The organism is Mesorhizobium sp. M8A.F.Ca.ET.165.01.1.1 (assembly GCF_004792065.1).
Taxonomy (GTDB): Bacteria; Pseudomonadota; Alphaproteobacteria; order Rhizobiales; family Rhizobiaceae; genus Mesorhizobium.
Genome location: NZ_SRTH01000003.1, coordinates 432,856 through 456,951 on the forward strand (window position 1 = coordinate 432,856; position 24,096 = coordinate 456,951).

Here is a 24,096-nt window from a genome sequence, read left to right on the forward strand (position 1 = left end):
ACCACTTGGAGGAAGTGTGGACCAGAACAGCCTGCCACCCATTCAGACGACGGCGCGCGACGACGCCGTGCTGAAGGCATTGGTGGGCTTCGTCCGCGCCGAGGCCTTGCAGCCTGGTGAGCGACTGCCGACCGAGCGCATCCTGGCCGAACGGCTCAAGGTCAGCCGCAACACGGTGCGCGAGGCGCTGACGCGGTGGGAGGGATTGGGCCTGGTCGAGCGCCGGCAAGGCAGCGGCACCTATCTCAAGGCGGCCGTATCGCCCGATATGCTGCATCTGCCGCTGACGCTGGCGGGCGGCAATGATTTCACCAGCCTGATGCAGACGCTGGAAATCCGCCGCGCACTGGAAGCGGAAGCGGCGGCACTGTGCGCCGAGCGGGCAAGCCCCGCCGACATTGCCGAGATCGAACGCAAGCTCGATATCATGGAGCAGGCGTTTCGCACCCTAGACGGCATGTCATCGGAAGAGGACTGGGAATTCCACCAGGCGATCTACCGGGTCTCCGGCAATCCGCTGTTCGAACAGATCATCGCGGCCATGCACGAACTGTTCCACCGTTTCTGGGAACATCCACTCGGCGTGCGCGATTTCGGCCATGCCAGCTTTCCCTATCACCGCACCATCTACGAGTGCATCGCCGCGCGTGATCCGCAAGGCGCCCGCGGCGAGGCGCTGAAGCTCATCGCCACCGTCGAGGACGACCTGAAGCGCGGTGCGGCCAAACTCAAACTTTCGGACCTGAGATGAACGAGCACCCAGCCGGTTTCGATCAAGACTATCTCGCCGAGGCGGCGACGCTTTTGGCGCATGATGAACCGTTCCCCGGCGGCGCCGTCGTGCCGCCTATCTACCAGACGTCGCTGTTCACCTTCGCCAATTACGCCGAAATGGCCGATACCTTTGCCGGCAAGCGAAAGCAGCCGATCTATTCGCGCGGCGACAATCCGACGGTCATGGAGTTCGAGGCGCGTGTCGCGGCGCTCGAAGGCGCCGAGGCCGCGCGCGGCTTTTCAAGCGGCATGGCAGCGATCAGCGCCACCGTGCTTGCCTTCGTCGGGGCGGGCGAGCGCATCGTCGCGGTACGCAATTGCTATGGCGATGCCTACCGGCTGTTCGAGCGGCTCCTGCCGCGGCTCAACATCAAGGTCGATTATGTCGACGGCTCGGACCCGGATGCGGTGGCGGCGGCATTGCCCGGCGCAAAGCTGCTTTATCTGGAAAGCCCGACCTCGATGATGTTCGAGCTTCAGGACCTGCCGCATCTGACCCGGCTGGCCAAGGAGCAGGGCATCATCACCACCATCGACAATTCCTGGGCGACGCCGGTGTTCCAGAAGCCGATCTCGCACGGCGTCGATCTCGTGCTGCACTCGGCCTCGAAATATCTCGGCGGCCACAGCGACACCGTTGCCGGCGTGGTGGCGGGCTCGGCCGCGCACATCAAACACATCAACGAGCAGACCTATTCCTATCTCGGCGGCAAGCTGTCACCGTTCGAGGCCTGGCTCTTGCTGCGCGGCCTGCGCACGCTGCCGCTGCGCCTGCCGCACCACATGAAGAGCGGGCTCGCCATCGCCGAACGGCTGAAGGCGCATGGCAATGTCGAGCGGGTCAACCACCCCGTCTATTCGAACCATCCGGGCAAGGCGACGCTTGCCGGCTATGGCGGGTTGTTCTCGTTCGAAGTTACCGAGGATATCGACATTCCCGTCTTCGTCGACGCGTTGAAATATTTCCGCATCGGCGTCAGCTGGGGTGGGCATGAGAGCCTGGTCGTGCCGGCCAAGGCGTCGCTGGAGCAGACGCCGGGACTGAATTCGATGGCGCGCTTCGGCGTCAGCCCCCGAACCATCCGCTTCAATGTCGGATTGGAAAGTGTCGAGGATCTCTGGGCGGATGTCGCCCAGGCCTTCGAAAAAGCCAGAAAATAACAAGCGGGTTCAAAATGGGAGTCTTGAACATGAAAAAACTGACCGTCATGCTTGCCACCGTCGCGGGGCTGGCAATTTCCGCCGGGGGCGCGCTCGCCGATTCGACCCTGAAAATGGTCGAGGTCATCACCAGCCCGCCGCGCACCGAATTCCTGAAAAAGCAGATCGCCGAGTTCGAGGCAGCCAACCCCGGCGTCAAGGTCGAGCTGGTCTCGCTGCCCTGGGGGCAGGCGTTTGAAAAGTTCCTGACCATGGTGCAGGCCGGCGATACGCCCGATGTGGTCGAGATGCCGGAACGCTGGATGGGGCTTTACGCCAACAACGCCCAGCTCGAGGATCTCGGCCCCTATATGGCCAAGTGGGACGACGCCAAGACGCTCGGCGACCGCGCCAAGCAGTTCGGCTCGACGGTCAACAACACCCAGTTCATGATCCCCTACGGCTACTATGTGAACGCGCTGTTCTGGAACAAGAAGCTGTTCAAGCAAGCGGGCCTCGACGGTCCGCCGGCGACGCTCGACGAATTCGTCGCCGATTCCAAGAAAATCTCGGCCATTCCCGGCAAATACGGCTACTGCCTGCGCGGCGGCCCGGGCGCCTTCAACGGCATGCACATGTTCATGAACATCGCCGCCGGCAAGGGTGGCTATTTCAACGAGGACGGCACCTCGACCATCAATGAAGCGGGCTCGGTCAAGGGTCTGCAGATGCTGGCCGACATGTACAAGGACGGTCTTGCGCCGAAGGATGCCGTGAGCTGGGGTTTCAACGAAACGGTCACCGGTTTCTATTCCGGCACCTGCGCCATGCTCAACCAGGATCCGGACGCGCTGCTCGGCATCGCCGACAAGATGAGCGCCGACGACTTCGCCGTGGCGCCGATGCCGACCGGTCCGAGCGGCAAATCCTATCCGACGCTCGGCTATGCCGGCTGGGCGATGTTCGCCAACTCGCAGCACAAGGATGATGCCTGGAAGCTGATGGCGACGCTGCTCTCGCCGAAGGACAATCTGGAATGGGCCAAGGAAGTCGGCGTCATCCCGATCCACAAGGGCGCCGACCAGGACGCCCACTTCAAGACCGAGCAGTTCAAGGGCTGGTTCACCGAGCTCAGCGACGGCGCCAAATATGAGATGGTGACGCCGCCGACGCATCTCGAAAACCTCGGCAACTTCGTCGACCAGGTGGCGATCAAGAACTTCCAGGAAGTGCTGCTTGGCCAGAAGACGGCCAAGGACGTCGCCGACCAGTGGGCTGCCTTCCTGACCAAGGAGCAGCAGGACTGGCTGGCGAAGAACAAGAAGTAAGCGCAGGCTTTTCCTTCTCCCCGTTCACGGGGAGAAGGTGGCCCGACAGGGCCAGATGAGGGGCAGCGCTGAGTTCTCAGAAGCTGGCGCCGCCCCTCATCTGCCTGCCGGCATCTTCTCCCCGTTGAACGGGGAGAAGGACGCTTGTCGCCAACGCCGCGCTCCCAAAGGACGTTCCACAGCCAATGACCTATGCCGTGTCCGAAATACGATCTGTCGGCAAGCCGCGACGTAAGTGGCTCACACACGCTGCCATCGAGCCCTGGCTCTATCTCAGCCCGGCGATCATCCTGCTGGTCGTGGTGCTGCTCGTGCCGCTGGTCATCGGCATCAGCTATTCCTTCCGCAAGTTCTCCGCCTTCAAGTCGGAATATGTCGGGCTCGGGCAGTATCAGGCGATGTTTTCGGATCAGGTGCTGGGGCAGGCGCTGGTCAACACGCTGTGGTGGACGGTCGCCAGCCTGTTCTTCCAATTCTTCCTCGGCCTTGGCCTGGCGCTGCTGCTCGACAAGCCGTTCCCAGGCCGCAAGGCGGTGCAGGCGCTGGTCTTCCTGCCCTGGGCGGTGCCGTCCTTCCTGTCGGGCCTGACCTGGGCCTGGCTGTTCAACCCGATCATCGGTCCGCTGCCGCACTGGCTGTTCGCCTTGGGGCTGAAAGCCGAGCCGACCAACGTGCTTTCCGATCCGGCCACCGCCATGTGGGGGCCGATCGTCGCCAATGTCTGGTTCGGCATTCCGTTCTTTGCCATCACGCTGCTGGCGGCGCTGAAGTCGATTCCCTCGGAACTGCATGAGGCGGCGGCGATCGACGGCGCTTCGCCCTGGCAACGCTTCACCAAGGTGACGCTGCCGTTCCTGGCGCCGACCATAGCCATCACGGTGATGCTGCGCACGATCTGGATCGCCACCTTCGCCGACCTGATCTTCGTCATGACCGAGGGCGGACCGGCCGGCTCGACCAACACGGTGCCGGTCTACATCTATGTCAGCGCCTTCAAGTCGCTGGACAAGGGCTATGCCTCGGCTGTGGCCGTGCTGCTGCTCGTCCTGCTCATCGCCTATGCGATTGCGCTGATCGCCATCCGCCGCTCGCTTGTGAGGCACGTCTGATGATCGCGGGACGCTCTGCTTCACAACGGTTTTTCGGCGGCGTCGGTCTCTACGCGGCAATCGCGGCCTATGTGGTCTTCGCACTGTTCCCGATCTACTGGACGCTGAAGATCTCGGTCACGCCGGAGCGGCTTCTCTATTCCGAAGGCATCACCTTCTGGCCGTCGCACATGACGCTACAGAACTTCATCACCGTGCTCGAAGCCACCGATTTCCCGCGCTATTTCGTCAACAGCGTCATCGTCTCGGTGTCGACGGCTGCCCTGGTGACGGTGATCGCCACGCTTGCCGGCTACGCCATGTCGCGCTTCACCTTTCGCGGCAAGGCGGCACTGGCGCTGATGCTGCTTTTGACCCAGACCTTTCCGCTGGTGATGGTCATTCCGCCGATCTACCGCGTGATGGGCCAGATCGGCCTGATCAACAGTCTGACCGGGCTGATCATCATCTACACCGCCTTCAACACTGCCTTCGCCACCTTCCTGATGCAGTCCTTCTTCGACGGCATCCCGAAGGACCTCGAAGAGGCGGCGATGATCGACGGCTGCACGCGTGCGCAGGCAATGCGCCGGGTGATCGTGCCGCTGACCCTGCCAGGCATGGGCGCGACACTGGGCTTCGTCTTCACCGCGGCATGGAGCGAGCTTCTGTTCGCGCTGATGCTGATTTCCAGCGACGACCAGAAGACCTTCGCCGTCGGCCTGCTCACCTTCATCGGCAAGTTCGCCGTCGACTGGGGGCAGATGATGGCGGCGTCGATCCTGGCGCTGATCCCGGTCTGCATCTTCTTCGCCTTCCTGCAACGCTATCTCGTCACCGGCCTGACCGCCGGCGCCGTCAAAGGATGATCGATGGCCTCTGTCACGCTCGAAAAGGTTCGCAAGGATTATGGAGCCGTGCGCGTCCTGCACGCGGTCGATCTCGAGATCGCCGATGGCGAGTTCGTCGTGCTGGTCGGACCGTCCGGCTGCGGCAAGTCCACGCTTTTGCGCATGATCGCCGGGCTGGAGGAGGCCTCCGGCGGCGAAATCCGCATCGGCGAGCGGCTGGTCAACGATGTCGCGCCGAAGGATCGCGACATCGCCATGGTGTTCCAGTCCTATGCGCTCTATCCGCATATGGACGTATCGAAGAACATGGGCTTCAGCCTGATGTTGCGAAAGGCCGAGAAGCCGGCGATCGATGCTCGCGTCGATGGTGCTGCCAAGCGGCTGGGGCTGGATACATTCCTGCAACGCCTGCCCAGGCAATTATCCGGCGGCCAGCGCCAGCGTGTCGCTATGGGCCGCGCCATCGTGCGCGATCCCAAGGTTTTTCTCTTCGACGAGCCGCTGTCGAACCTCGACGCCAAGCTGCGCGTCCACATGCGCGCCGAGATCAAGGCCCTGCACCAGCAATTGAAGACCACTTCGGTCTACGTCACCCACGACCAGATCGAGGCGATGACCATGGCCGACCGGATCGTCGTCATGCATGACGGGCTGATCCAGCAGGTCGGCGCGCCGCTCGATCTCTATGACCGGCCGGCCAACATGTTCGTCGCCGGCTTCATCGGCTCGCCGGGCATGAATTTCCTGCCGGCGGTGGTGGAGAAGGGCGGCAAGATGGACGCCGTATTGTCCGATGGCCAGAAGCTTCGGCTGCCGGACGGATTGCCGCTCGGGGATGGCGACGTCATCACCGTCGGCCTGCGGCCCGAGCATATAAGGCTGGCCGATGACGGTGCGCTGCAAGGCGAAGTCGGTGTGGTGGAGCCGCTCGGCCTGTCGACGCAGTTCTATGTCAAGCTGGCCGGCCAGCAGCTTTGCGTCTTTGCCATGGGCCGCGCGGGCGTGAAACCCGGCGACGTCGTGCGGCTGGCGGCCGATCCGGCGTCGCTGCATCTGTTTGACAGGGAAAGCGGCGACCGTATCGGCTGAATGAATTCAGTCAGGCTGAATGAATTCAGCCGGGCTGAGCGCACCCAGCCGTAGCCTTCCGCCTTGCAAACAAAAACGCCGCCCATCGGGCGGCGTTTTTGCATTCCAGAGGGAAAACCCAGATTACTTGATCTTGGTTTCCTTGAATTCGACGTGCTTCTTGGCGACCGGGTCGTACTTGCGGAACGACAGCTTGTCGGTCTTGGTACGGCTGTTCTTGCTGGTGACGTAGAAGAAACCGGTGTCGGCGGTCGACAGAAGCTTGATCTTGATGTTTGCGGCTTTGGCCATGATCTCAGTCCGTTATGTTCGTGGAGTTTTGGCCGCTGGAGCACGGGGAAAACACCCGGACGCGGGAAACTTGGCGCGACACATAAAGAACGTGCCTGGAAAGTCAAGCCCGGCGGACCCGATGTGGCCCGCTCAAGCTGTCCGGTATGCATAAATCAGACGGTTTGCGCCGCCGATACCGCGACCTTCTTCCAGTCTCCCGTCGTGTTCCACCAGCGATTCGGATTGGCGCGGTCGTCCAGCCCCTTGGAGCGGCTGGCAAGGATCGGCTGGATGCGGATCACCGGCTCCTGATAGGAATGGGCCTGGAAAATCGCCTCGACGACGCGGGCCGCCAGCGCCTGGTCGTCGGGCAATTCGAAGGAAACCTCGACCGTGCCCGGACGGCGGCGCAATTCGGTTTCGGCGCCGGCCGCTGCCCCTTCAAGGGGCCTGTAGCGCTCGATGCCGTGCGCCGACTGATAGGCATTGCGGTCATACTTGCCCATGGCAAGCGGTGCGATCGCCACAACCGCGTCCATGATGCGGTCGACGTCGGCAGCCGGAGCCTGGAAGCTGACGAGCAGCAGGAGGGTCATTCGCAGCGAAGTGGTTTCAAAGCCGCTGTCGATCATCGGAGTGTCCTCGGTTCAGGTGTTTTAGGACACCCTTTTAACCGGTGGCTGCTGACACGGTTCTGTCAGCAGCCTGTCGCTGCGCGGTGCCGATAAGCGACGGGTTGGGCTCTACAGAAGGATCTTGCGAACGAGCCTGAAGCAGACCAGGGCGATGTAGGCGGCGAAGAAAAGGCCGAGCGACCAGCCGAAGCCGGAAGGCCCGAAACTGTCCATGCCGATGCCGATCGCCTGCGGCCCTAGCACCATGCCGACGCCATAGCACAGCACGAAAGCAGCATTGGCCGACGCCAGTTCGTGGCCGGAGAGCTGCGAACCGAGATGGGCAAGACCGATCGTGTACATGGCAGCAACGACACCGCCCCAGACGAAGAGAAGCGCTGCCATCAAATGCCAGTTCGCGGCAAAGAACGGCATGAATATCGTGCCGACGAGACCAACCGTGGCACAGGCGAGCAGCAGATAGCGCCGGTCCGAGACGCGGTCGCTGATCATGCCGATCGGGATCTGCAACAGCACATTGCCAAGGCCGATCATGGTCAGCAGCAACGCCGCGTCGGCCTCGGAATATCCGATGCGGTTGCCATAGACCGGGAACAGCGCGAAGCCGCCGGTCTCGACCGCGCCGAACACCAGCACGGCGAAAGTCGCGGTCGGCACCAGCCAGATGTAGCGCAGGAAGTGGCTGGTCTCGCTCTCCGCCACGATGGTAGGGCTTTCGTTGCGGGCGGCCAGAACCGGTATGGCGGCGAGCGTCACCAGGGCGATGATGACGCCAAACGGCCTGAAGCCGGAACTGCCGAGATGGGCGAACAGCCACGGCCCTGCGGCAAAGCCGAGCGACAGGACGGTGGCGTAGATGCCAAGCACAAGGCCGCGCCGGTGCGGCGGCGCCGACGTGCTGATCCAGAATTCCGACAGGATGAACAGCACCGTCAGCGCGATGTGCAGCACGATGCGCAGCGGAAACCACATCCAGAAATCAGGCGCGAAATGGAAACCGACGAAAGCCAGCGCGCCGGTAGCAATCATGGCGATCATCGTCCAGGCGACGCCGAAGCGCATGGCGAGCGGCGTGGCGAGCGGCGCCCCGGCGATCGAGGCCAGGCCGGCTACGGCCGTGTTGAGGCCGATCATCGAGGCCGAATGGCCGCGTGTTTCCAGGATGACGCTGAGCAGCGGCATGCCGAGGCCGATGGCAATGCCGACGACGCTGATCGACGAGATCGCCGCCACCATCGGCAGCCAGTGTACGCGTTCGTCGCCCTGTGGTTGGGTATCGACCGTCATGAGATGCTGAATACTCTGTCTGTTTGATCTTACGCAATTCCCAAGGGCAAGTGCTTCGCTCTTGTCCCGGGAAAACCGGGTCACACTTTTCCTGGAATTGCTCTAGAGAAGTTCGCGGGTGAAGCGGTTGCGGACAAGCCGGTAGAAGGGGACGGGGCCACCCGGACGCAGCAGCGGATCGTGGGCGAGCCGCCTTTCCAACTCGTCCAGGATCATTCGGGTGATGTCGGGTATATCAGCCTGCTTGGCCTTGGCGAGCGGCAGCCAGACCAGTTCCTCCAGCTCGTTGGTCGGGCCGCCATCGGGCAATTCGATGGCGACGTCGCCACGCCAGGCGCTGAAGAAGCGGGTGTCGAATCGGCGCACCCGGTTCGGCGGTGTGATGGCGCGCGCGACGAAGCGCAACGCCTCCAGCGACGGTGCCACGCCATGTTCGACGAAACCCTGCCAGTCGCGCCTGGTCGTCGCAAAGGCGCCCTTGCGGCCGATCAGCAGGCCGGCTTCCTCATAGGTTTCGCGGACCGCCGACAAAGCGATGGCACGGGCTCGAGCGTGGCTGGTGCGGCCGGGGCCGGCCGTCAGCTTGGCTTCTTCGTGCTGGTTAAGGGCGGTCGCCGTCGGGATGCGGCTGTCGGCAGGGTCTGTGCGGCCGCCCGGGAAAACGAATTTCCCTGGCATGAAGGCGTGCGCGGCGTGGCGGCGTCCCATCAGCACCAGGACGTCGTCGCCTTTGCGGTCGAGCAGGATGAGCGTCGCGGCATCACGCGGACGCAGGGGCCGGCCGTCATGCACGGCCAGGCCCTTGTCGATCTTGTCGACGTCCGCCTTGGTCATAGCTTCCATGCGCGGGACCTAGCGGAAACTTCTTGCATGCGAAAGTGGCCTTAACGATTGGCATGTTGCGCCAGCCAACACCTCAGGCCCCGGGATGCGGCTCGATCACATCCTTTTCGCCACCAAATCCGTGCATATAGAACGCCCATTGCAATCCGATGACGGCGCCTTTGACAGGCTGCAGCAACGCGATCGAGAGAAGGATGGTCAAGGGCACCCAGATGAGGATGTGTTGCCAGGTGGAGAGCGTCGAGGTCGCCTCGACACCCATGAAGGCGCCGAGCACGATGTGGCCGACGATGACGATGACGAGATAGGCGGGCAAATCGTCGGCGCGATGGTGATGAATCTCCTCGCCGCAGACGCTGCAGGTTTCGACGGTCTTGGTGAAGCCGCGGAAGAGCTTGCCTTCGCCGCAATTCGGGCAGCGGCCCAAGAGCCCTCGCTTCATCGCCGTCCACAATGGGCGGGCAATCCGGCCCGAGTGATGTTCGCCGCCAAAAACCTGTTGTTCCATCATCGTCTCCTGCCGCGCGACCCCGGTCGCGATTGCGACGCACGGGCGCGGCCCTTAGCCTTGTGAAACGACCTGCTGGAGCCTGGCAGGGGCTTTGGGTCGGTCAACATCTCGAAGCGCATCGCGCCGGCCATTGGCGCCACCTCGACGAGCCGGACCTCGACGCGGTCCGCCAGTTGGTAGCCTTTGCCCGAGCGTTCTCCGAACAGGGAGCGGGCCGTTTCGTCGTATATATAGTAATCGCCGCCCAGAGTTGACACCGGGATGAAACCATCGGCGCCATACTGCGGCAATTGGACAAAAAGTCCTGATTTGGTGACGCCGGAGATGCGGGCGTCGAAGCGGTCGTCGATGCGCTCCGCGAGGTAGGCGGAGATCAGCCGGTCGACCGTGTCGCGCTCGGCAGCCATTGCGCGCCGTTCCGTGCCGGAGATCAGCACCGCAACGTCTTCGAGGCGCGCCTCCTCGTCTTGCGTCAGTCCTCCGGGTCCAAGACCGAGTGCGGCAATAAGCCCACGATGGACGATCAGGTCGGCGTAGCGGCGGATCGGCGAGGTGAAATGCGCGTAGCGCCTGAGGTTGAGGCCGAAATGGCCGATGTTCTTGGGTGAATATTCGGCCTGGCTCTGCGAGCGCAGCACCACTTCGTTGACCAGCGCCTCATTGTCGGCGCCGCGTACGCGGTCCAGGATGCCGTTGAACTGGCTGGGCCGCATCTGGGCGCCGCGTGCCAGCGACAGGCTAAGCGTCTGCAGGAATTCGCGCAGCGATTCCTGCTTGGCCAGCGACGGCGCGTCGTGAATGCGGTAGACCAGCGCCTGCTTTTTGCCCTCCAGCGTTTCGGCCGCGGCGACATTGGCCTGGATCATGAACTCTTCGATCAGCTTGTGGGCGTCGAGCCGCTCCGGCACGATGACGCGGTCGACCGTGCCATCCGGTTTGAGCAGGATCTTGCGCTCCGGCAGGTCGAGTTCGAGCGGCTGGCGGCTGTCGCGGCCGCGCTTGAGGATCGCGTAGGCGTCCCACAACGGCCTCAGCACCGTGTCGAGGATCGGGCCGGTCTTGTCGTCCGGCACGCCGTCGATCGCCGCCTGGGCTTGGCTGTAGGCGAGCTTGGCCGCCGACTTCATCATGACGCGGTGAAAGGAATGCCTGATCTTGCGGCCATCGGCGGAGAAGGTCATGCGCACCGCTAGCGCCGGGCGATCCTGGCCCTCGCGCAGCGAGCAGAGATTGTTGGAGATGCGCTCGGGCAGCATCGGCACGACGCGATCCGGGAAATAAACCGAATTGCCACGCTTCAGGGCCTCGCGGTCGAGCGCCGTGCCGTAGCGGACATAGGCGGCGACATCGGCGATCGCGACGGTGGCGATAAAGCCGCCGAGATTTCTCTCGTCGAGGTCAGGGGTGGCGAAGACGGCGTCGTCATGGTCCTTGGCATCAGCCGGATCGATGGTCACCAGGGGCAGGTCGCGCCAGTCCTCGCGATGGGCAAGCGTCGCCGGCTTGACGGCTTCGGATTCGGCTATCACCTCGGCCGGGAAGATATGCGGAATGTCGTGCGCGTGGATGGCGATCATCGAGACCGCCTTTTCGCTCGTCAGCGAACCCAGCACGTTGAGCACCTTGGCTCTCGGCAGCCCATAACGCGAGGCTCGCGCGGGCTCGACCTCGACAAGGTCGCCGTTTTTGGCGCCGTTCTGGAATTCCTTGTCGACGATCAGCTCGGGCTGGCGCCGTTCCACCGGCTCGATGCGGAAGCTGCCGTCCTGAAGCACGCGAAAGACACCGAGGACGGCATCCGTGCGCTTCTCGAAGATCTTCATCACCCGGCCGGTATAGGCAGGCCCTGACGGATCGTCGGTCGGGAAGGTCTTGGCCAGCACACGGTCGCCGATGCCCGGCGCCGGTCCGTTCCCCCCGCGCGAAACACGGATCGAGACCACGGGAGGTTCGCCCGGGCCGACCGCCTCGGCCGGATGCGCCAGCAAGACCCCGTCGCCATCGCGGCCAAAGATGTCGAGCACGGCGACATGGGGCAGGGCGCCGACGTGGGCCAGCCGCTTGCGTTCCTTGGTCAGAACGCCTTCGTCCTGCAGGTCGCGCAGGAGATCCTTTAGCCAGATTCGGTCGTCGCCGCGCAGCGCGAACGCCTTCGCGATATCGCGCTTTCCGGCACGATCGGGGTTTTCGGCGATGTAGCGCAGGATTTCATCGCGCGAGGGCCGGTAATCGTCCTTGACCTTGGCCCTGGTGTCGGCGGTGCGCGGATCGCCGTGGCTTCTTCCGGTGATCCTGCGCGCCACGCCGTCCTATCCTTTTTTCTTCGCGGCCGGCTTCTTGGCGGCTGCCTTCTTGGTCGTGGTTTTCTTGGCTGTGGGGGCCTTGGCCGCGGCCGCCTTGCGGAACGGCTTCTTGCCACCGCCGCCCTTGGCTTCCTTCTCGGCAATCAGCGCCAGCGCATCCTCGACGGTCACTGATTGCGGATCCTTGCCCTTGGGCAGCGTGGCGTTGACCTTGCCGAAATTTACATAAGGGCCGTATTTGCCGTCGCGCACGACGATCTTGCCGCCGCCGTCCGGATGGTCGCCAAGCTCCTTCAGGGCTGCCGGCGTGCCGCCGTTGCGGCCGCCCTTGCCCTTCGACTGCTTCTCGGCAATCACGGTGACCGCGCGGTTGAGGCCGATCGAGAACACGTCCTCGATGCTGTCGAGATTGGCGTAGGTGCCATCGTGCAGCACGAATGGGCCGTAGCGGCCAAGACCGGCCGAGATCATCTTGCCGCTTTCCGGATGCTGCCCCACGTCGCGCGGCAGCGCCAGCAAGGCGAGCGCCTTCTCGTGATCTATGGATTCAGGCGTCCAGCCCTTGGGCAGGCTCGATCGCTTGGCTTCCTTGCCGTCACCGCGCTGGATGTAGGGGCCGAAGCGGCCCGAGCGCAGCGTGATTTCCTCGGCCGTGTAAGGATCCTTGCCAAGCAGCTTGGTGCCGTCCTCGCCACCGCCGTTCTCCCCATTGGGATTGGCGGCGTCGCCGAGCTGGCGGGTGAAGGAGCATTCGGGATAGTTCGAGCAGCCGACGAAGGCGCCGAACTTGCCGAGCTTCAGCGACAGATTGCCGGTGCCGCATTTCGGGCAGATACGCGGATTGGAGCCGTCCTCGCGGGCAGGGAAAACCAGCGGCGCCAGTTCTTCGTTCAGCGCATCGAGCACGTCGGTGACGCGCAGCTCCTTGATGTCGGCGACGGCACCGGAAAAATCCTTCCAGAAGTCCCGCAGCACGTCCTTCCAGGCGAGCTTGCCGTCGGAAATCTCGTCGAGCTTTTCCTCCAGCGAGGCGGTGAAGTCGTATTCGACATAGCGCTCGAAGAAGCTTTCGAGGAAGGCCGACAGCAGGCGGCCCTTGGCCTGCGGCACCAGCCGGCGCTTGTCGATCGTGACATAATCACGGTCCTCGAGCGTCTTCAGGATCGCCGTATAGGTAGAGGGACGGCCGATGCCGAGTTCTTCCAGCTTCTTGATCAGCGACGCCTCGGAGTAGCGCGGCGGCGGCTCGGTTGTGTGCTGGGTGGCATTGATTGCGCGGCGGGCAAGCTGCTCGCCGGCGCGGATTTCGGGTAGACGGCGGTTTTCCTCGTCTTCCGCGTCGTCGTCCTTCTGGTCGGTGTAGGCGGCGATGAAGCCATCGAAGCGGACGACCGAGCCAACGGCGCGGAGCTCGGCGGTGCGGGCGCCGTTCAGCGCCTCGATTTCGACGGTGGTGCGCTCGATCTCGGCCGACTGCATCTGGCTGGCGATGGCGCGCTTCCAGATGAGTTCATAGAGCCGTGCCTGGTCGGCATCGAGATATTGCCGGACCGACGCCGGGGTGCGCATGAAATCCGTCGGCCGGATCGCTTCGTGCGCTTCCTGGGCGTTCTTGGCCTTGGCGGTGTATTGGCGCGGCTTTTCCGGCAGGTATTTCGGGCCGAATTCCTTGGCGATGGCGTCGCGAGCGGCGTCGATCGCCTCGGGGGCCATCTGCACGCCGTCGGTTCGCATATAGGTGATGAGGCCGGCGGTCTCGCCGCCAATGTCCATGCCTTCATAGAGCCGCTGCGCCACCTGCATGGTACGCGTGGCCGAGAAGCCGAGGCCCGACGAGGCGGCCTGCTGCAGCGTCGAGGTGGTGAAGGGCGGGCCGGGGTTGCGCTTCGTCGGCTTGGCTTCGACGGACAGCGCCTTGAAGGTAGCCCCCTCGAGCATCGCCTTGATGTCGTCGGCCTGCGCCTTGTTGGCAATGTCGAGCTTTTGCAGCTTCTTGCGCTCGAATGCGGTCAGGCGGGCTTCGAAGGTCTCGTTGCGCGGTGTGCCGAGGATGGCAGCGATCTGCCAATATTCCTCGCGGATGAAGCGTTCGATTTCGGATTCGCGGTCGCAGACCAGGCGTAGCGCCACCGACTGGACGCGGCCGGCGGAGCGGGCGCCCGGCAATTTGCGCCACAGCACCGGCGACAGCGTGAAGCCGACGAGATAGTCCAGCGCCCGGCGGGCGAGATAGGCATCGACGAGAGGCGCATCGATCTGGCGCGGATTGGCCATCGCCTCCAGCACCGACGCCTTGGTGATGGCGTTGAAGACGACGCGGCTGACGGGCTTGTCCTTCAGCGCGCGCTTCTGCTTGAGCACCTCCAGCACATGCCAGGAGATAGCCTCGCCTTCGCGATCCGGGTCGGTGGCGAGGATCAGGCCGTCGGCATCCTTGACCGCATTGGCGATGTCGGTAAGGCGCTTGCCCGAGGCGGTGTCGACCGCCCAGGACATCGCGAAATCCTCATCCGGGCGCACCGAGCCATCCTTGGCCGGCAAATCGCGGACGTGGCCGAACGAGGCAAGAACCTTGTAGTTCCTGCCGAGGTATTTGTTGATTGTCTTCGCCTTGGCCGGCGATTCGACGACGACGACGTCCATGAGGTCTCATATCAGCTGTGATGCGGCAGAAGAATTCCGCTGCGCGCGACGAAATCTCGGTTCTGTTCGTCGCTCACATGGCCGCGCTTTTGCATCCGGTCAAGGGGAAGGGGCCAAATTGCGCGGGTGCCGCCAGCAATACACTCTAAGAGTGTATGGAGAAATCACAGAATTTCGGTCAGGCTGGATGATCGTCACCAGTCTCGAAAGATGACCCGGTTCATTTTTCGGTGAGTCGAGGAAAGATCCGCCGGAATGCCGGACCGGGGCGCGCCATGGTTCACAAAAAAGCCAATCGCCGGATCGGGCAAGGATGCCGGCGACCAACCCATGTCCCCCAGCGGGTAGGATATGGCGTTGAGGGGTTCAGTCGGCTTTGGCGATGTGCCAGACGCCGGCGACGCCATCGCCGCTCACATCTCCGGCTTTCTTGTCCTTGATGAAGGTGTAGACCGGCTTGCCGTCATAGGCCCACATCTTGGTGCCGTCGGTGCGCTTGACGGTCGTCCATCCTTCGGAGGCCTTTGCGCCGGCTTCGGCCTTCAACGGTGGCCAGTTGGCGGCGCATTTGTCGTCGCAGTTCGACTTGCCCTTCTCATCCTTGTCGTAGGTATAAAGCGTCATGCCCTTGGCGTTGGTGTAGATCTTGGTGCCTCCGACATTGGCTTCCTTCCACGCATCGGCGGCGAGGGATGCGACGGTGCTGAGCAAAAGCGCGGCTAGCCCTACAGTTATGGTCTTCATGGAAATCTCCCTGGCTAATATGTGGAGGTGCGCGGGAAATCGCGGCCTCGTCGTGTCAACGCCTGCCGGTCGGGTTTTCTTCCCGAGAGGCTTGAGGACATCGGCAGCTGGCGGGCCTCGTTGCCCGTAACAATTCTCTCGGTTCGGCCGTACTAAGATGGGTGGCGCAGCTGAATTCGGGGCGAGTGCGATTGCCCGAACGGCGACCGGTTGCCACACATTGGTGATTGGCGCACAGGTCGGCGCGTCGCTATATCGGCGCCGGAACAGTAGGAGCTTTGGAATGGCATTGGACATCGGCTATGTCAGCGCGGTCGGGGCGGGGGCCATCTCGTTCCTGTCGCCATGCGTGCTGCCGCTGGTGCCGCCCTATCTCTGCTACATGGCCGGCATATCGGTCGACGATTTCCGCGGCAGTGCGGGCGCGACCGCAAGCCAGGGCGCACGCGGCGCGCTGCTCTACTCCTCGCTCGCCTTCGTGCTCGGCTTTTCCACGGTGTTCGTGGCGCTCGGCGCCGGCGCCTCGACCATCGGCCGGCTGCTGCGCGTCTGGCAGGAGCCGCTGGCGATGGGCGCCGGGGTGCTGATCATCCTGATGGGCCTGAATTTTCTGGGCATCCTGCGCATCCCCTTGTTGTCGCGCGAGGCGCGCTTCCAGTCGCAGGGCAAGCCGGCCAGCGCCGTCGCCGCCTATGTCATGGGCCTTGCCTTCGCCTTCGGCTGGACGCCCTGCATCGGACCGGTGCTGGGACCGATCCTGACGCTGGCCGGCGGTCGTGAAACCGTGGGCGAGGGCGCGCTGCTGCTCGCCGCCTATTCGCTCGGCCTCGGCATCCCGTTCCTGATCGCCGCGCTGTTCTCCGGCGCTTTCATGCGCTTCCTCGGCAAATTCCGCGTCCATCTCGGCCGCGTCGAAAAGGCGATCGGCGCGCTGCTGGTCGTCGCCGGCGTGTTTTTCCTCACCGGCGGCGTGCAGGCGGTGTCTTATTGGCTGCTGGAGAATTTTCCGCTGCTGGGGCGGCTGGGGTAAGCCTACTGATTAGAAGTCAGTTGCTCTTCCGTCTGCATCTCACCGGAATTTAACCGCATTGGTGCAGCATCGCGCCACTGCTAGCATGATTTGATTCCCAACCCTTTTCATATGGTTGCCTTCATGAGCCAGAGAACCTGCCTGTCCGTCATCCTCGCCGCCGGCGAAGGCACGCGCATGAAGAGCGCGCTGCCGAAGGTGCTGCACCAGATCGCGGGGTTGCCGATGGTAGCTCATGTGGTGAAGGCGGCCGAGGCCGCTGGCGCCAGCGGCCAGGCTCTGGTCATCGGGCATGGCGCGGATGAGATGCGTAAGGCGGCGGCGAAATTTGCACCGAAGGCGGAGACCTTCGTTCAGGACAAACGCCTTGGCACGGCGCATGCCGTCCTCGCCGCTCGCGAGGCGATATCAAAGGGTTATGACGATGTCCTCGTCATGTTCGGTGATACGCCGCTGATCGATGCGGATGCCCTGACGGTGGCGCGACTGAAACTGGCTGAAGGTGCCGCTGTCGTGGTCATCGGTTTCCGACCGCCCAGCCCGACCGGCTATGGCCGGCTGATCGAAAAGGGAGGCAAGCTGATAGCGATCCGCGAGGAAAAGGATTGCTCCGAAGAAGAGAAGAAGATCGGCTTCTGCAATGCCGGCATGATGGCGGTGGCCGGCGCGCACGCGCTCAAACTGCTCGACGCCGTCGGGAACAAGAATGCCAAGGGCGAGTATTATCTCACCGATATCGTCGAGATCGCCAGTGCACAGGGCCTTGATGTCGTTGCCACCGAAGCCAGCTTCGAAAGTGCGCTGGGCATCAACAACCGCGCCGAACTGGCGCAAGCCGAAGCCATCTGGCAGGCGCGTCGGCGCCATGAGGCGATGCTGTCGGGCGTGACGCTGATTGCTCCGGAAACCGTCTATTTCTCGCACGATACCGAAATTGGCGCCGACACGATCGTCGAACCCAATGTCTGGTTTGGACCGGGTGTGAGGGTTGCCTCGGGCGCCAAGATCCACGCCTTCAGCCATATCGAGGGCGCCACCATTGCTTCCAATTGCGATGTCGGGCCGTTCGCACGGCTGCGGCCGGGCGCCGATCTCAAGCCGAAGTCCAAGGTCGGCAATTTCTGCGAGGTCAAGCAGGCCGTTATCGAGGAGGGCGCCAAGGTCAACCATTTGACCTATATCGGCGACGCGCGGGTCGGCGCGGGGGCCAATATCGGCGCCGGCACCATCACCTGCAACTATGACGGCTATTCGAAATTCTTCACCGACATCGGCGAGGGCGCCTTCATCGGCTCGAATTCCTCGCTGGTGGCGCCGGTCACCATCGGCAAGGGCGGCTATATCGCTTCGGGCAGCGTCATCACCGAAAGCGTGCCCGATGATGCGCTGGCCTTCGGCCGTGCCCGCCAGAAGACGATCCCCGGCAAGGCCAAGGAATTGCGCGAACGGTTTGCTTCCGCAGCGGCGGCGAAGAAAAAGGCGGCTGGCGCCGACCACTAGCGATTGGTCGACGGGGCTGCTTTCTCGCCGAAGCAATCGAAAAACCGAGCGATTGCAGTAACCGGATTGCAAGGGCGGGCTGTCATGGTGCATGCCTGCAGAAGCGTCCGTTACACGGGACGAAATGCAATGTGACTTTCGCGGCAGGCCGGCCACCCCTAAATAGCGCTGGTTTTCCATGGGCAATCGGGGACTGTCTGCATGTGCGGTATCGTTGGAATCGTCGGCCACTCCCAGGTTGCGCCGCTCATCGTCGATGCGCTGAAGCGGCTCGAATATCGCGGCTATGACTCGGCAGGCGTCGCCACCATCGAAAAGGGCGTGCTCGGCCGCCGCCGCGCCGAAGGCAAGCTGGTCAACCTCGAACGCCGGCTCAAGGACGAGCCGCTCGATGGCACGATCGGTATCGGCCACACCCGCTGGGCGACCCACGGCGTCCCCAACGAGACCAATGCGCATCCGCATTTTTCCGACGGCGTCGCCATCGTCCACAACGGCATCATCGAGAATTTTGCCGAATTGCGCGACGAGTTGATCCGCGACGGCTATTCATTCTCGTCGCAGACCGACACGGAGGTCGTTGCGCATCTGGTGGCGCGGGAGCTCGCCAAGGGGCTGAAGCCGGTCGAGGCCGCGCATCAGGCGCTGAAGCGGCTGGAAGGCGCTTTTGCGTTGGCCATTATGTTCAAGGGCGACGAGGACCTGATCGTCGGCGCCCGCAACGGCCCGCCACTGGCGGTCGGCCATGGCGATGGCGAGATGTTCTTGGGGTCCGACGCGATCGCGCTCGCTCCGTTCACCAACTCGATCACCTATCTCGAGGATGGCGATTGGGCGGTGGTGCGCCGCGACAGCGTCGCCATCTTCGACATCGACGGCAGACAAGTCGAGCGCAGGCGCCAGCAGTCGCTGTCGACCAGTTTCATGGTCGACAAGGGCAACCGCCGCCATTTCATGGAGAAGGAAATCCACGAGCAGCCCGAGGTGATCTCGCACACGTTGGCGCACTATGTCGATTTCGTCTCCGGGGTGTCCAAGCCGCTCGACCTGCCATTCGATTTCGCCAAGATCGGCCGCCTGGCCATCTCCGCCTGTGGCACCGCCTATCTCGCCGGCCTGATCGGCAAATATTGGTTCGAGCGCTATGCGCGACTCCCGGTCGATATCGATGTCGCATCGGAATTTCGTTACCGCGAGATGCCGCTGTCGGCGAACGATGCGGCCTTCTTCATCTCGCAGTCCGGCGAGACCGCCGATACGCTGGCCTCGCTGCGCTATTGCCGCAAGGCCGGGATGAAGATCGGCGCCGTCGTCAATGTGCGGGAATCGACCATGGCGCGCGAATCCGACGTGGTGCTGCCGACGCTCGCGGGGCCGGAGATCGGCGTCGCTTCGACCAAGGCTTTCACCTGTCAGTTGTCCGTGCTCGCGTCGCTTGCCGTGCGCGCCGGCGTGGCGCGCGGGTCGATCTCGACGGAGCAAGAGAAGACCCTGGTGCGAGCGCTTTCGGAAGCACCGCGCTATGCCAACCAGGTGCTGAAGCTCGAAGAGCAGATCGAACGGATCGCGCGGGAGCTGTCGCGCTACAAGGACGTGCTCTATCTCGGGCGCGACACCAATTTCCCGCTGGCCATGGAAGGCGCGCTGAAACTCAAGGAAATCTCCTACATCCATGCCGAAGGCTATGCGGCGGGCGAGCTGAAGCACGGACCGATCGCGCTGATCGACGAGAACATGCCGGTGATCGTGATTGCGCCGCATGACCGCATCTTCGAAAAGACCGTGTCCAACATGCAGGAAGTGGCGGCGCGCGGCGGCAAGATCATCCTGATCACGGACAGCAAGGGCGCGGCACAGGTGAGCGTCAAGACGATGGAGACGATCGTGCTGCCGGATGTGCCGGAAATCATCTCGCCCATCATCTATGCGCTGCCGATCCAGATGCTCGCCTATTTCGCCGCCGTGTTCATGGGCACCGACGTCGACCAGCCGCGCAATCTGGCGAAATCGGTGACGGTGGAATAGCTATCGGCAACTCTCAATGCGCCGCCGGTGAATTTTGTATCGATCGATGATACATTGCTTGCGCGCCGTTCTGTATCAATATATGATACAGCCACGAGGGCGCTTGGTTGATCGTTTCGTTCAAAGGCAAGGCGGTCGAAGCGGTTGCCGAAGGGAAGACGCCAAAAGGCTTTCCGCCGGATTTGGTTGCTCGTGGCGAACGTCGTCTTCGCGCGATCGCCAACGCTGCCCAACTGGGCGACCTTCGATCGCCACCCGGAAATCATCTGGAAGCCCTGAAAGGGAGTCGCGTTGGGCAACATTCAATTCGCATCAACGACCAGTGGCGCATCTGCTTCAGATGGACTGCTGCCGGCGCTGAAGACGTGGAGATCGTCGATTACCATTGAGCGGGCACTTGCCCTGAACCTTGAGGAGTCCTGAACTATGCTCAAGTTCGCACGTCCAGTTCATCCTGGAGAATTCCTGCGCGAAGAATATCTCGTGCCGCTCGGTATGAGTGCGGGCGCGCTGGCGAAAAAGCTCAATCTTCCGCGCACCCGTATTGAACGCATTGCCAAAGAGGAGATCGGCTTAACTCCCGACACGGCCCTTCGCCTCGCCAGGTTTTTCAACACCACGCCTGAATTTTGGATGAATTTTCAGCAGGCTTACGAACTTGAGACCGAGGCGAAAAAGCTGGCGCCTGAACTTGAGAAGATCGCGCCGCTGGAAGCAGCCGCATAAAAGGACCTTTAAAAACTTCGCAGTTCCAAACCGTCTTCCGGTTCACTAATGTTGCGCCGCAACCCGCGCGCCCGGTGAACCATGTCCGATGCTCCGAAGACCTCCGGCATGACCCGGTTGAGGAACTATTTCCTCACGGGCTTCGTCGTCTGCGCCCCACTGGCGATCACCGCCTATATCGCATGGTCGTTCATCGGCTGGGTCGATTCCTGGGTCAAACCCTATATCCCGGCGCGTTACAGCCCCGATACCTACCTGCCGTTCCCGGTTCCGGGGTTCGGGCTGATCGTCGCGCTGATCCTGATAACGCTGATCGGTTTTCTCGCCGCCAACATTGTCGGCCGCGCCATCGTCGGATTTGGCGAGCGCCTGCTTGGCCGCATGCCGCTGGTGCGCGGCATCTATGGCTCGCTGAAGCAGATTTTCGAGACCGTGCTGTCGAACAAGGGCGACATGTTCCGTCAGGTTGGGCTGGTCGAATATCCACGCAAGGGTGTGTGGTCGCTGGTGTTTGTCGCCAGCGAGAAGGAAACCGAGATCAATCAGAAGCTCGACCAGGAAGGCGATCCGCTGATCGCCGTGTTCATGCCGTGCACGCCGAACCCGACGACCGGTTTCCTGATGTATGTGCCCAAATCCGACATTGTGCCGCTCGACATGACGATCGAGGACGGCGCCAAGCTGATCGTGTCGGCCGGGTTGGTGGCCCCTGAGGTAAAGACGAAATTGGTGACGCTGAACGGTGAGCCGATCAACGGAACCCTGGCCAATCCGCCGCTAGGCCCTCATCCGGCGCGCAGGAGCCGCACGGCCTCGTCGCGGCCAAACAAGTAGAGCAGGAGCCGCAGCGCCTCGCCACGATCCGATTGCAGTTCGGGGTCGCGCGACAGGATCAGCCTGGCATCGTCTCGCGCGGCTTCGAGAAGGTCGGCATGCACCTCGATCCGCGCCACCTGGAAACCCGGCGTGCCGGACTGGCGCGTGCCGAGCAATTCGCCTTCGCCGCGCAATTTCAGGTCCTCCTCGGCGATCAGGAAGCCGTCCTCGGTCTCACGCATCACCGACAGCCGGCGTTTGGCGGTTTCGCCGAGCGGGTCCTTGTAGAGCAGCACGCAGGATGACTTGATATCGCCGCGCCCGACCCGGCCGCGCAGCTGGTGCAATTGGGCGAGACCGAATCGCTCGGCATGCTCAATGACCATGATCGTGGCGTCAGGCACGTCGACGCCGACCTCGATGACCGTGGTGGCGATCAGGATGCGCGTCTCGCCCTGCTTGAAGGCGCGCATCGCCTCGTCCTTCTCGGCACCCTTCATGCGGCCATGGACAAGGCCGATGCGATCGCCGAACAGCGGCTTCAGCGAGGCGAAACGATCCTCGGCCGACATCAGTTTTATCTCTTCGGACTCCTCCACCAACGGACAGATCCAATAGATTTTCTGGCCATCCGCGACGGCATCGAGCATGCGGCCGACCAGTTCGTCGAGCCGTTCGAGCGGCAACGTGACGGTGCGGATCGGCTGGCGGCCGGCTGGTTTTTCCGTCAGCTTCGACACATCCATGTCGCCGAAAGCGGTCAGCACCAGCGTGCGCGGGATGGGGGTCGCGGTCATCACCAGCATGTCTGGCGCGTCGCCCTTGGCGGTGATGGCAAGCCGCTGGTGGACGCCGAAGCGATGCTGCTCGTCGATGACGGCCAGGACCAGATCGTGGAAGCTGACCGTTTCCTGAAACAGCGCATGGGTGCCGACGACGATGTCGATTTCGCCGCTGGCGAGACCCGCCAGTGTTTCGACTCGCTCGCGGCCCTTTTCGCGGCCGGTCAGGATGGCGATGCGCAATCCGACCTTGGCGGCAAGCGGAGTGATCGTCGCCAGATGCTGGCGCGCCAGGATTTCGGTCGGCGCCATCAGCGCTCCCTGGCCGCCGGCCTCGACGGCGCGTGCCATGGCCAGGAGCGCCACGACCGTCTTGCCCGAGCCGACATCGCCTTGCAGCAGCCGCAGCATGCGCTCGGGGTCGGCGAGATCGGCGTTGATTTCGGCGAGCGCGAATTCCTGCGAGGGGGTAAGCGAATAGGGCAGGGCCGCACGCAGCTTCTCGACGATGCGGCCATCGCCGACGAGCGGTCGGCCTGACAGGCGTCGCACCTTTGCCCGCACCAGGGCCAGCGAAACCTGGCCGGCGAGCAATTCATCATAGGCGAGGCGGCGCCATGCAGCCCCTTCGACCGCGACATCGATCGGGTCGGCGGGATAATGGATGCGGGTCAGCGCGTCGCCGAAGGACGCAAAGCTCTGGCGGCGCATGAAGGCATCGTCCTGCCATTCCGGCAGGTCCGGCAGGCGGCCGAGCGCCTGGCCGATGGCACGGCGCAAAACCTTGCCGGACAGCCCCGCGGTCAGCGGATAGACCGGCTCGACCAGCGGCAGGTTCTGGGCTTCATTGGCGAGTGCGATATGGTCGGGGTGGACCATGGTCGGGCGTCCGTTGAACCATTCCATGCGGCCTGACACCACGACATGCTCGCCCACCGGCATTGCCTTTTCGAGATAGGCGGCATGGGCATGGAAGAAGGTCAGGCCGATTTCGCCGGTATCATCATGGGCGTAGACCCGGTAGGGCACCGATTTGTTGCCGCGCGGCGGCGGCTGGTGGCGGTCTATGCGCAGCTCGAGCGTCACGATGGCGCCTTCGGCCGCGAGTGCGATGCCTGGCCGGTTGCGGCGGTCGATGACGGTGTGCGGCAGCACGAACAACAGATCGCCGGCACGCGCTGCGCGATCGCCGAGGTCGGCCGCCACGACCTTCTCGATCAACGCACCGACCTTCGGTCCGATGCCGGCAAGCGAAGTGATCGGGACAAACAGGGGATCGAGGATGGAAGGACGCATGATGTCAGCTTATGTCGCGACGGCCGCAGCGCAAGGCTGACACCGCCCACTATCCACGCTATATGCGCCGCTTGAAGCGAGGATGCGGCACAATGACCGGAACGAAACGATCAAGCGAGGGTCTGGACGCCCATCGCCGCAAGCTGTTGTTCCGCTCCTGGCATCGCGGCATGCGCGAGATGGACCTCATCCTCGGCACCTTCGCCGATGCCGAGATCGGCACCTTGACCGCCGAGGAAATCGACCAATATGAGAGGCTCCTCGACATTTCCGACACGGAATTCCTGCCGCTGGTCACTGGCGAACGCCCGGTGCCGGCGGAGATCGACTGTGCCGTCCTGCAAAAAATCCTGGCGTCCCGCCGGACCATGACTTTCTGAACACATGACTTTCTGAACACAAGCAATTCCAG

At 63.2% G+C, this 24,096-nt stretch carries 22 protein-coding genes; 13 read left to right on the plus strand and 9 right to left on the minus strand.

The features are described from left to right. Positions 1–16: 16 nt before the first annotated feature. The 6 genes from EN808_RS11405 to ugpC all read left to right on the plus strand — a co-directional run bounded on the left by EN808_RS11405 (position 17) and on the right by ugpC (position 6,270). Entirely contained in the window at positions 17–751 is a 735-nt protein-coding gene (locus EN808_RS11405) for a FadR/GntR family transcriptional regulator (protein ID WP_127872597.1), read from the plus strand. Further along, a complete protein-coding gene (locus EN808_RS11410; RefSeq protein WP_135880493.1) occupies positions 748–1,935 on the plus strand; it encodes a PLP-dependent transferase in 1,188 nt (395 codons plus the stop codon). Before EN808_RS11405 ends, EN808_RS11410 begins: the two co-directional genes overlap by 4 nt. Before the next feature lie 29 nt (positions 1,936–1,964). Then, positions 1,965–3,242: a sugar ABC transporter substrate-binding protein gene (locus EN808_RS11415; RefSeq protein WP_135915804.1), complete on the plus strand. Its 1,278-nt coding sequence runs from the start codon at positions 1,965–1,967 to the stop codon at positions 3,240–3,242. A 185-nt stretch (positions 3,243–3,427) separates the two neighbouring features. Beyond that, on the plus strand, positions 3,428–4,351 hold the full coding sequence (locus tag EN808_RS11420) for a sugar ABC transporter permease (protein WP_127872594.1): 924 nt from the start codon (positions 3,428–3,430) through the stop codon (positions 4,349–4,351). Then, complete coding sequence (locus EN808_RS11425; protein WP_135915805.1) at positions 4,351–5,199, plus strand: carbohydrate ABC transporter permease; 849 nt, start codon at positions 4,351–4,353, stop codon at positions 5,197–5,199. The genes EN808_RS11420 and EN808_RS11425 overlap by 1 nt, the downstream gene beginning before the upstream one ends. 3 nt (positions 5,200–5,202) lie before the next feature. After that, positions 5,203–6,270, plus strand: coding sequence for a sn-glycerol-3-phosphate ABC transporter ATP-binding protein UgpC (ugpC, locus tag EN808_RS11430; protein WP_135915806.1), 1,068 nt, complete (start codon positions 5,203–5,205; stop codon positions 6,268–6,270). Positions 6,271–6,393: 123 nt separating this feature from the next. Here ugpC and rpmG read toward each other — a convergent pair whose 3' ends face one another. From rpmG to EN808_RS11470, 8 genes are all read right to left on the minus strand, one after another. After that, positions 6,394–6,561 (minus strand): 50S ribosomal protein L33, encoded by a 168-nt coding sequence (rpmG, locus tag EN808_RS11435; RefSeq protein WP_006201775.1) that lies wholly within the window; start codon positions 6,559–6,561, stop codon positions 6,394–6,396. Positions 6,562–6,716: 155 nt separating this feature from the next. Continuing rightward, positions 6,717–7,175, minus strand: a complete 459-nt coding sequence (locus EN808_RS11440) for a hypothetical protein (protein WP_135915807.1) — start codon at positions 7,173–7,175, stop codon at positions 6,717–6,719. 111 nt (positions 7,176–7,286) lie between these two features. After that, positions 7,287–8,465 (minus strand): MFS transporter, encoded by a 1,179-nt coding sequence (locus EN808_RS11445; RefSeq protein ID WP_135915808.1) that lies wholly within the window; start codon positions 8,463–8,465, stop codon positions 7,287–7,289. Positions 8,466–8,567: 102 nt separating this feature from the next. After that, the gene (locus EN808_RS11450) at positions 8,568–9,308 is read right to left on the minus strand and encodes an NUDIX hydrolase (RefSeq protein WP_135864394.1); all 741 of its coding nucleotides are present in this window, start codon (positions 9,306–9,308) and stop codon (positions 8,568–8,570) included. 73 nt (positions 9,309–9,381) lie between these two features. After that, positions 9,382–9,816 carry a DUF983 domain-containing protein gene (locus EN808_RS11455; protein ID WP_135864396.1) on the minus strand — a complete coding sequence of 145 codons (435 nt, stop codon included), beginning with the start codon at positions 9,814–9,816 and terminating at the stop codon, positions 9,382–9,384. Further along, on the minus strand, positions 9,816–12,122 hold the full coding sequence (rnr, locus tag EN808_RS11460; RefSeq protein ID WP_135915809.1) for a ribonuclease R: 2,307 nt from the start codon (positions 12,120–12,122) through the stop codon (positions 9,816–9,818). Before rnr ends, EN808_RS11455 begins: the two co-directional genes overlap by 1 nt. A 6-nt stretch (positions 12,123–12,128) precedes the next feature. Next, on the minus strand, positions 12,129–14,765 hold the full coding sequence (topA, locus tag EN808_RS11465; protein ID WP_135915810.1) for a type I DNA topoisomerase: 2,637 nt from the start codon (positions 14,763–14,765) through the stop codon (positions 12,129–12,131). A gap of 366 nt (positions 14,766–15,131) precedes the next feature. Next, positions 15,132–15,509, minus strand: coding sequence for a hypothetical protein (locus EN808_RS11470; protein ID WP_135864404.1), 378 nt, complete (start codon positions 15,507–15,509; stop codon positions 15,132–15,134). 283 nt (positions 15,510–15,792) lie between these two features. On the opposite strand from EN808_RS11470, the gene EN808_RS11475 reads away from it, so the two are divergent. The 6 genes from EN808_RS11475 to EN808_RS11500 all read left to right on the plus strand — a co-directional run bounded on the left by EN808_RS11475 (position 15,793) and on the right by EN808_RS11500 (position 21,624). Next, on the plus strand, positions 15,793–16,539 hold the full coding sequence (locus EN808_RS11475; protein ID WP_135915811.1) for a cytochrome c biogenesis CcdA family protein: 747 nt from the start codon (positions 15,793–15,795) through the stop codon (positions 16,537–16,539). A 123-nt stretch (positions 16,540–16,662) separates the two neighbouring features. Next, the gene (glmU, locus tag EN808_RS11480) at positions 16,663–18,039 is read left to right on the plus strand and encodes a bifunctional UDP-N-acetylglucosamine diphosphorylase/glucosamine-1-phosphate N-acetyltransferase GlmU (RefSeq protein WP_135915812.1); all 1,377 of its coding nucleotides are present in this window, start codon (positions 16,663–16,665) and stop codon (positions 18,037–18,039) included. A 201-nt stretch (positions 18,040–18,240) separates the two neighbouring features. Beyond that, on the plus strand, positions 18,241–20,064 hold the full coding sequence (gene glmS, locus EN808_RS11485) for a glutamine--fructose-6-phosphate transaminase (isomerizing) (RefSeq protein WP_135915813.1): 1,824 nt from the start codon (positions 18,241–18,243) through the stop codon (positions 20,062–20,064). A 107-nt stretch (positions 20,065–20,171) separates the two neighbouring features. Further along, a complete protein-coding gene (locus EN808_RS11490) occupies positions 20,172–20,453 on the plus strand; it encodes a type II toxin-antitoxin system RelE/ParE family toxin (RefSeq protein WP_135915814.1) in 282 nt (93 codons plus the stop codon). A 37-nt stretch (positions 20,454–20,490) separates the two neighbouring features. Then, a complete protein-coding gene (locus tag EN808_RS11495; RefSeq protein WP_135915815.1) occupies positions 20,491–20,790 on the plus strand; it encodes a HigA family addiction module antitoxin in 300 nt (99 codons plus the stop codon). Positions 20,791–20,871: 81 nt separating this feature from the next. Beyond that, positions 20,872–21,624, plus strand: a complete 753-nt coding sequence (locus EN808_RS11500) for a DUF502 domain-containing protein (protein WP_135880484.1) — start codon at positions 20,872–20,874, stop codon at positions 21,622–21,624. Here EN808_RS11500 and recG read toward each other — a convergent pair. Further along, positions 21,576–23,684 (minus strand): ATP-dependent DNA helicase RecG, encoded by a 2,109-nt coding sequence (recG, locus tag EN808_RS11505; RefSeq protein ID WP_135915816.1) that lies wholly within the window; start codon positions 23,682–23,684, stop codon positions 21,576–21,578. The two genes, EN808_RS11500 and recG, sit on opposite strands and share 49 nt — an antisense overlap. Before the next feature lie 92 nt (positions 23,685–23,776). Here recG and EN808_RS11510 point away from each other — a divergent pair, with 92 nt between their 5' ends. After that, the gene (locus EN808_RS11510; protein WP_135864415.1) at positions 23,777–24,064 is read left to right on the plus strand and encodes a succinate dehydrogenase assembly factor 2; all 288 of its coding nucleotides are present in this window, start codon (positions 23,777–23,779) and stop codon (positions 24,062–24,064) included. Positions 24,065–24,096: the final 32 nt, after the last annotated feature.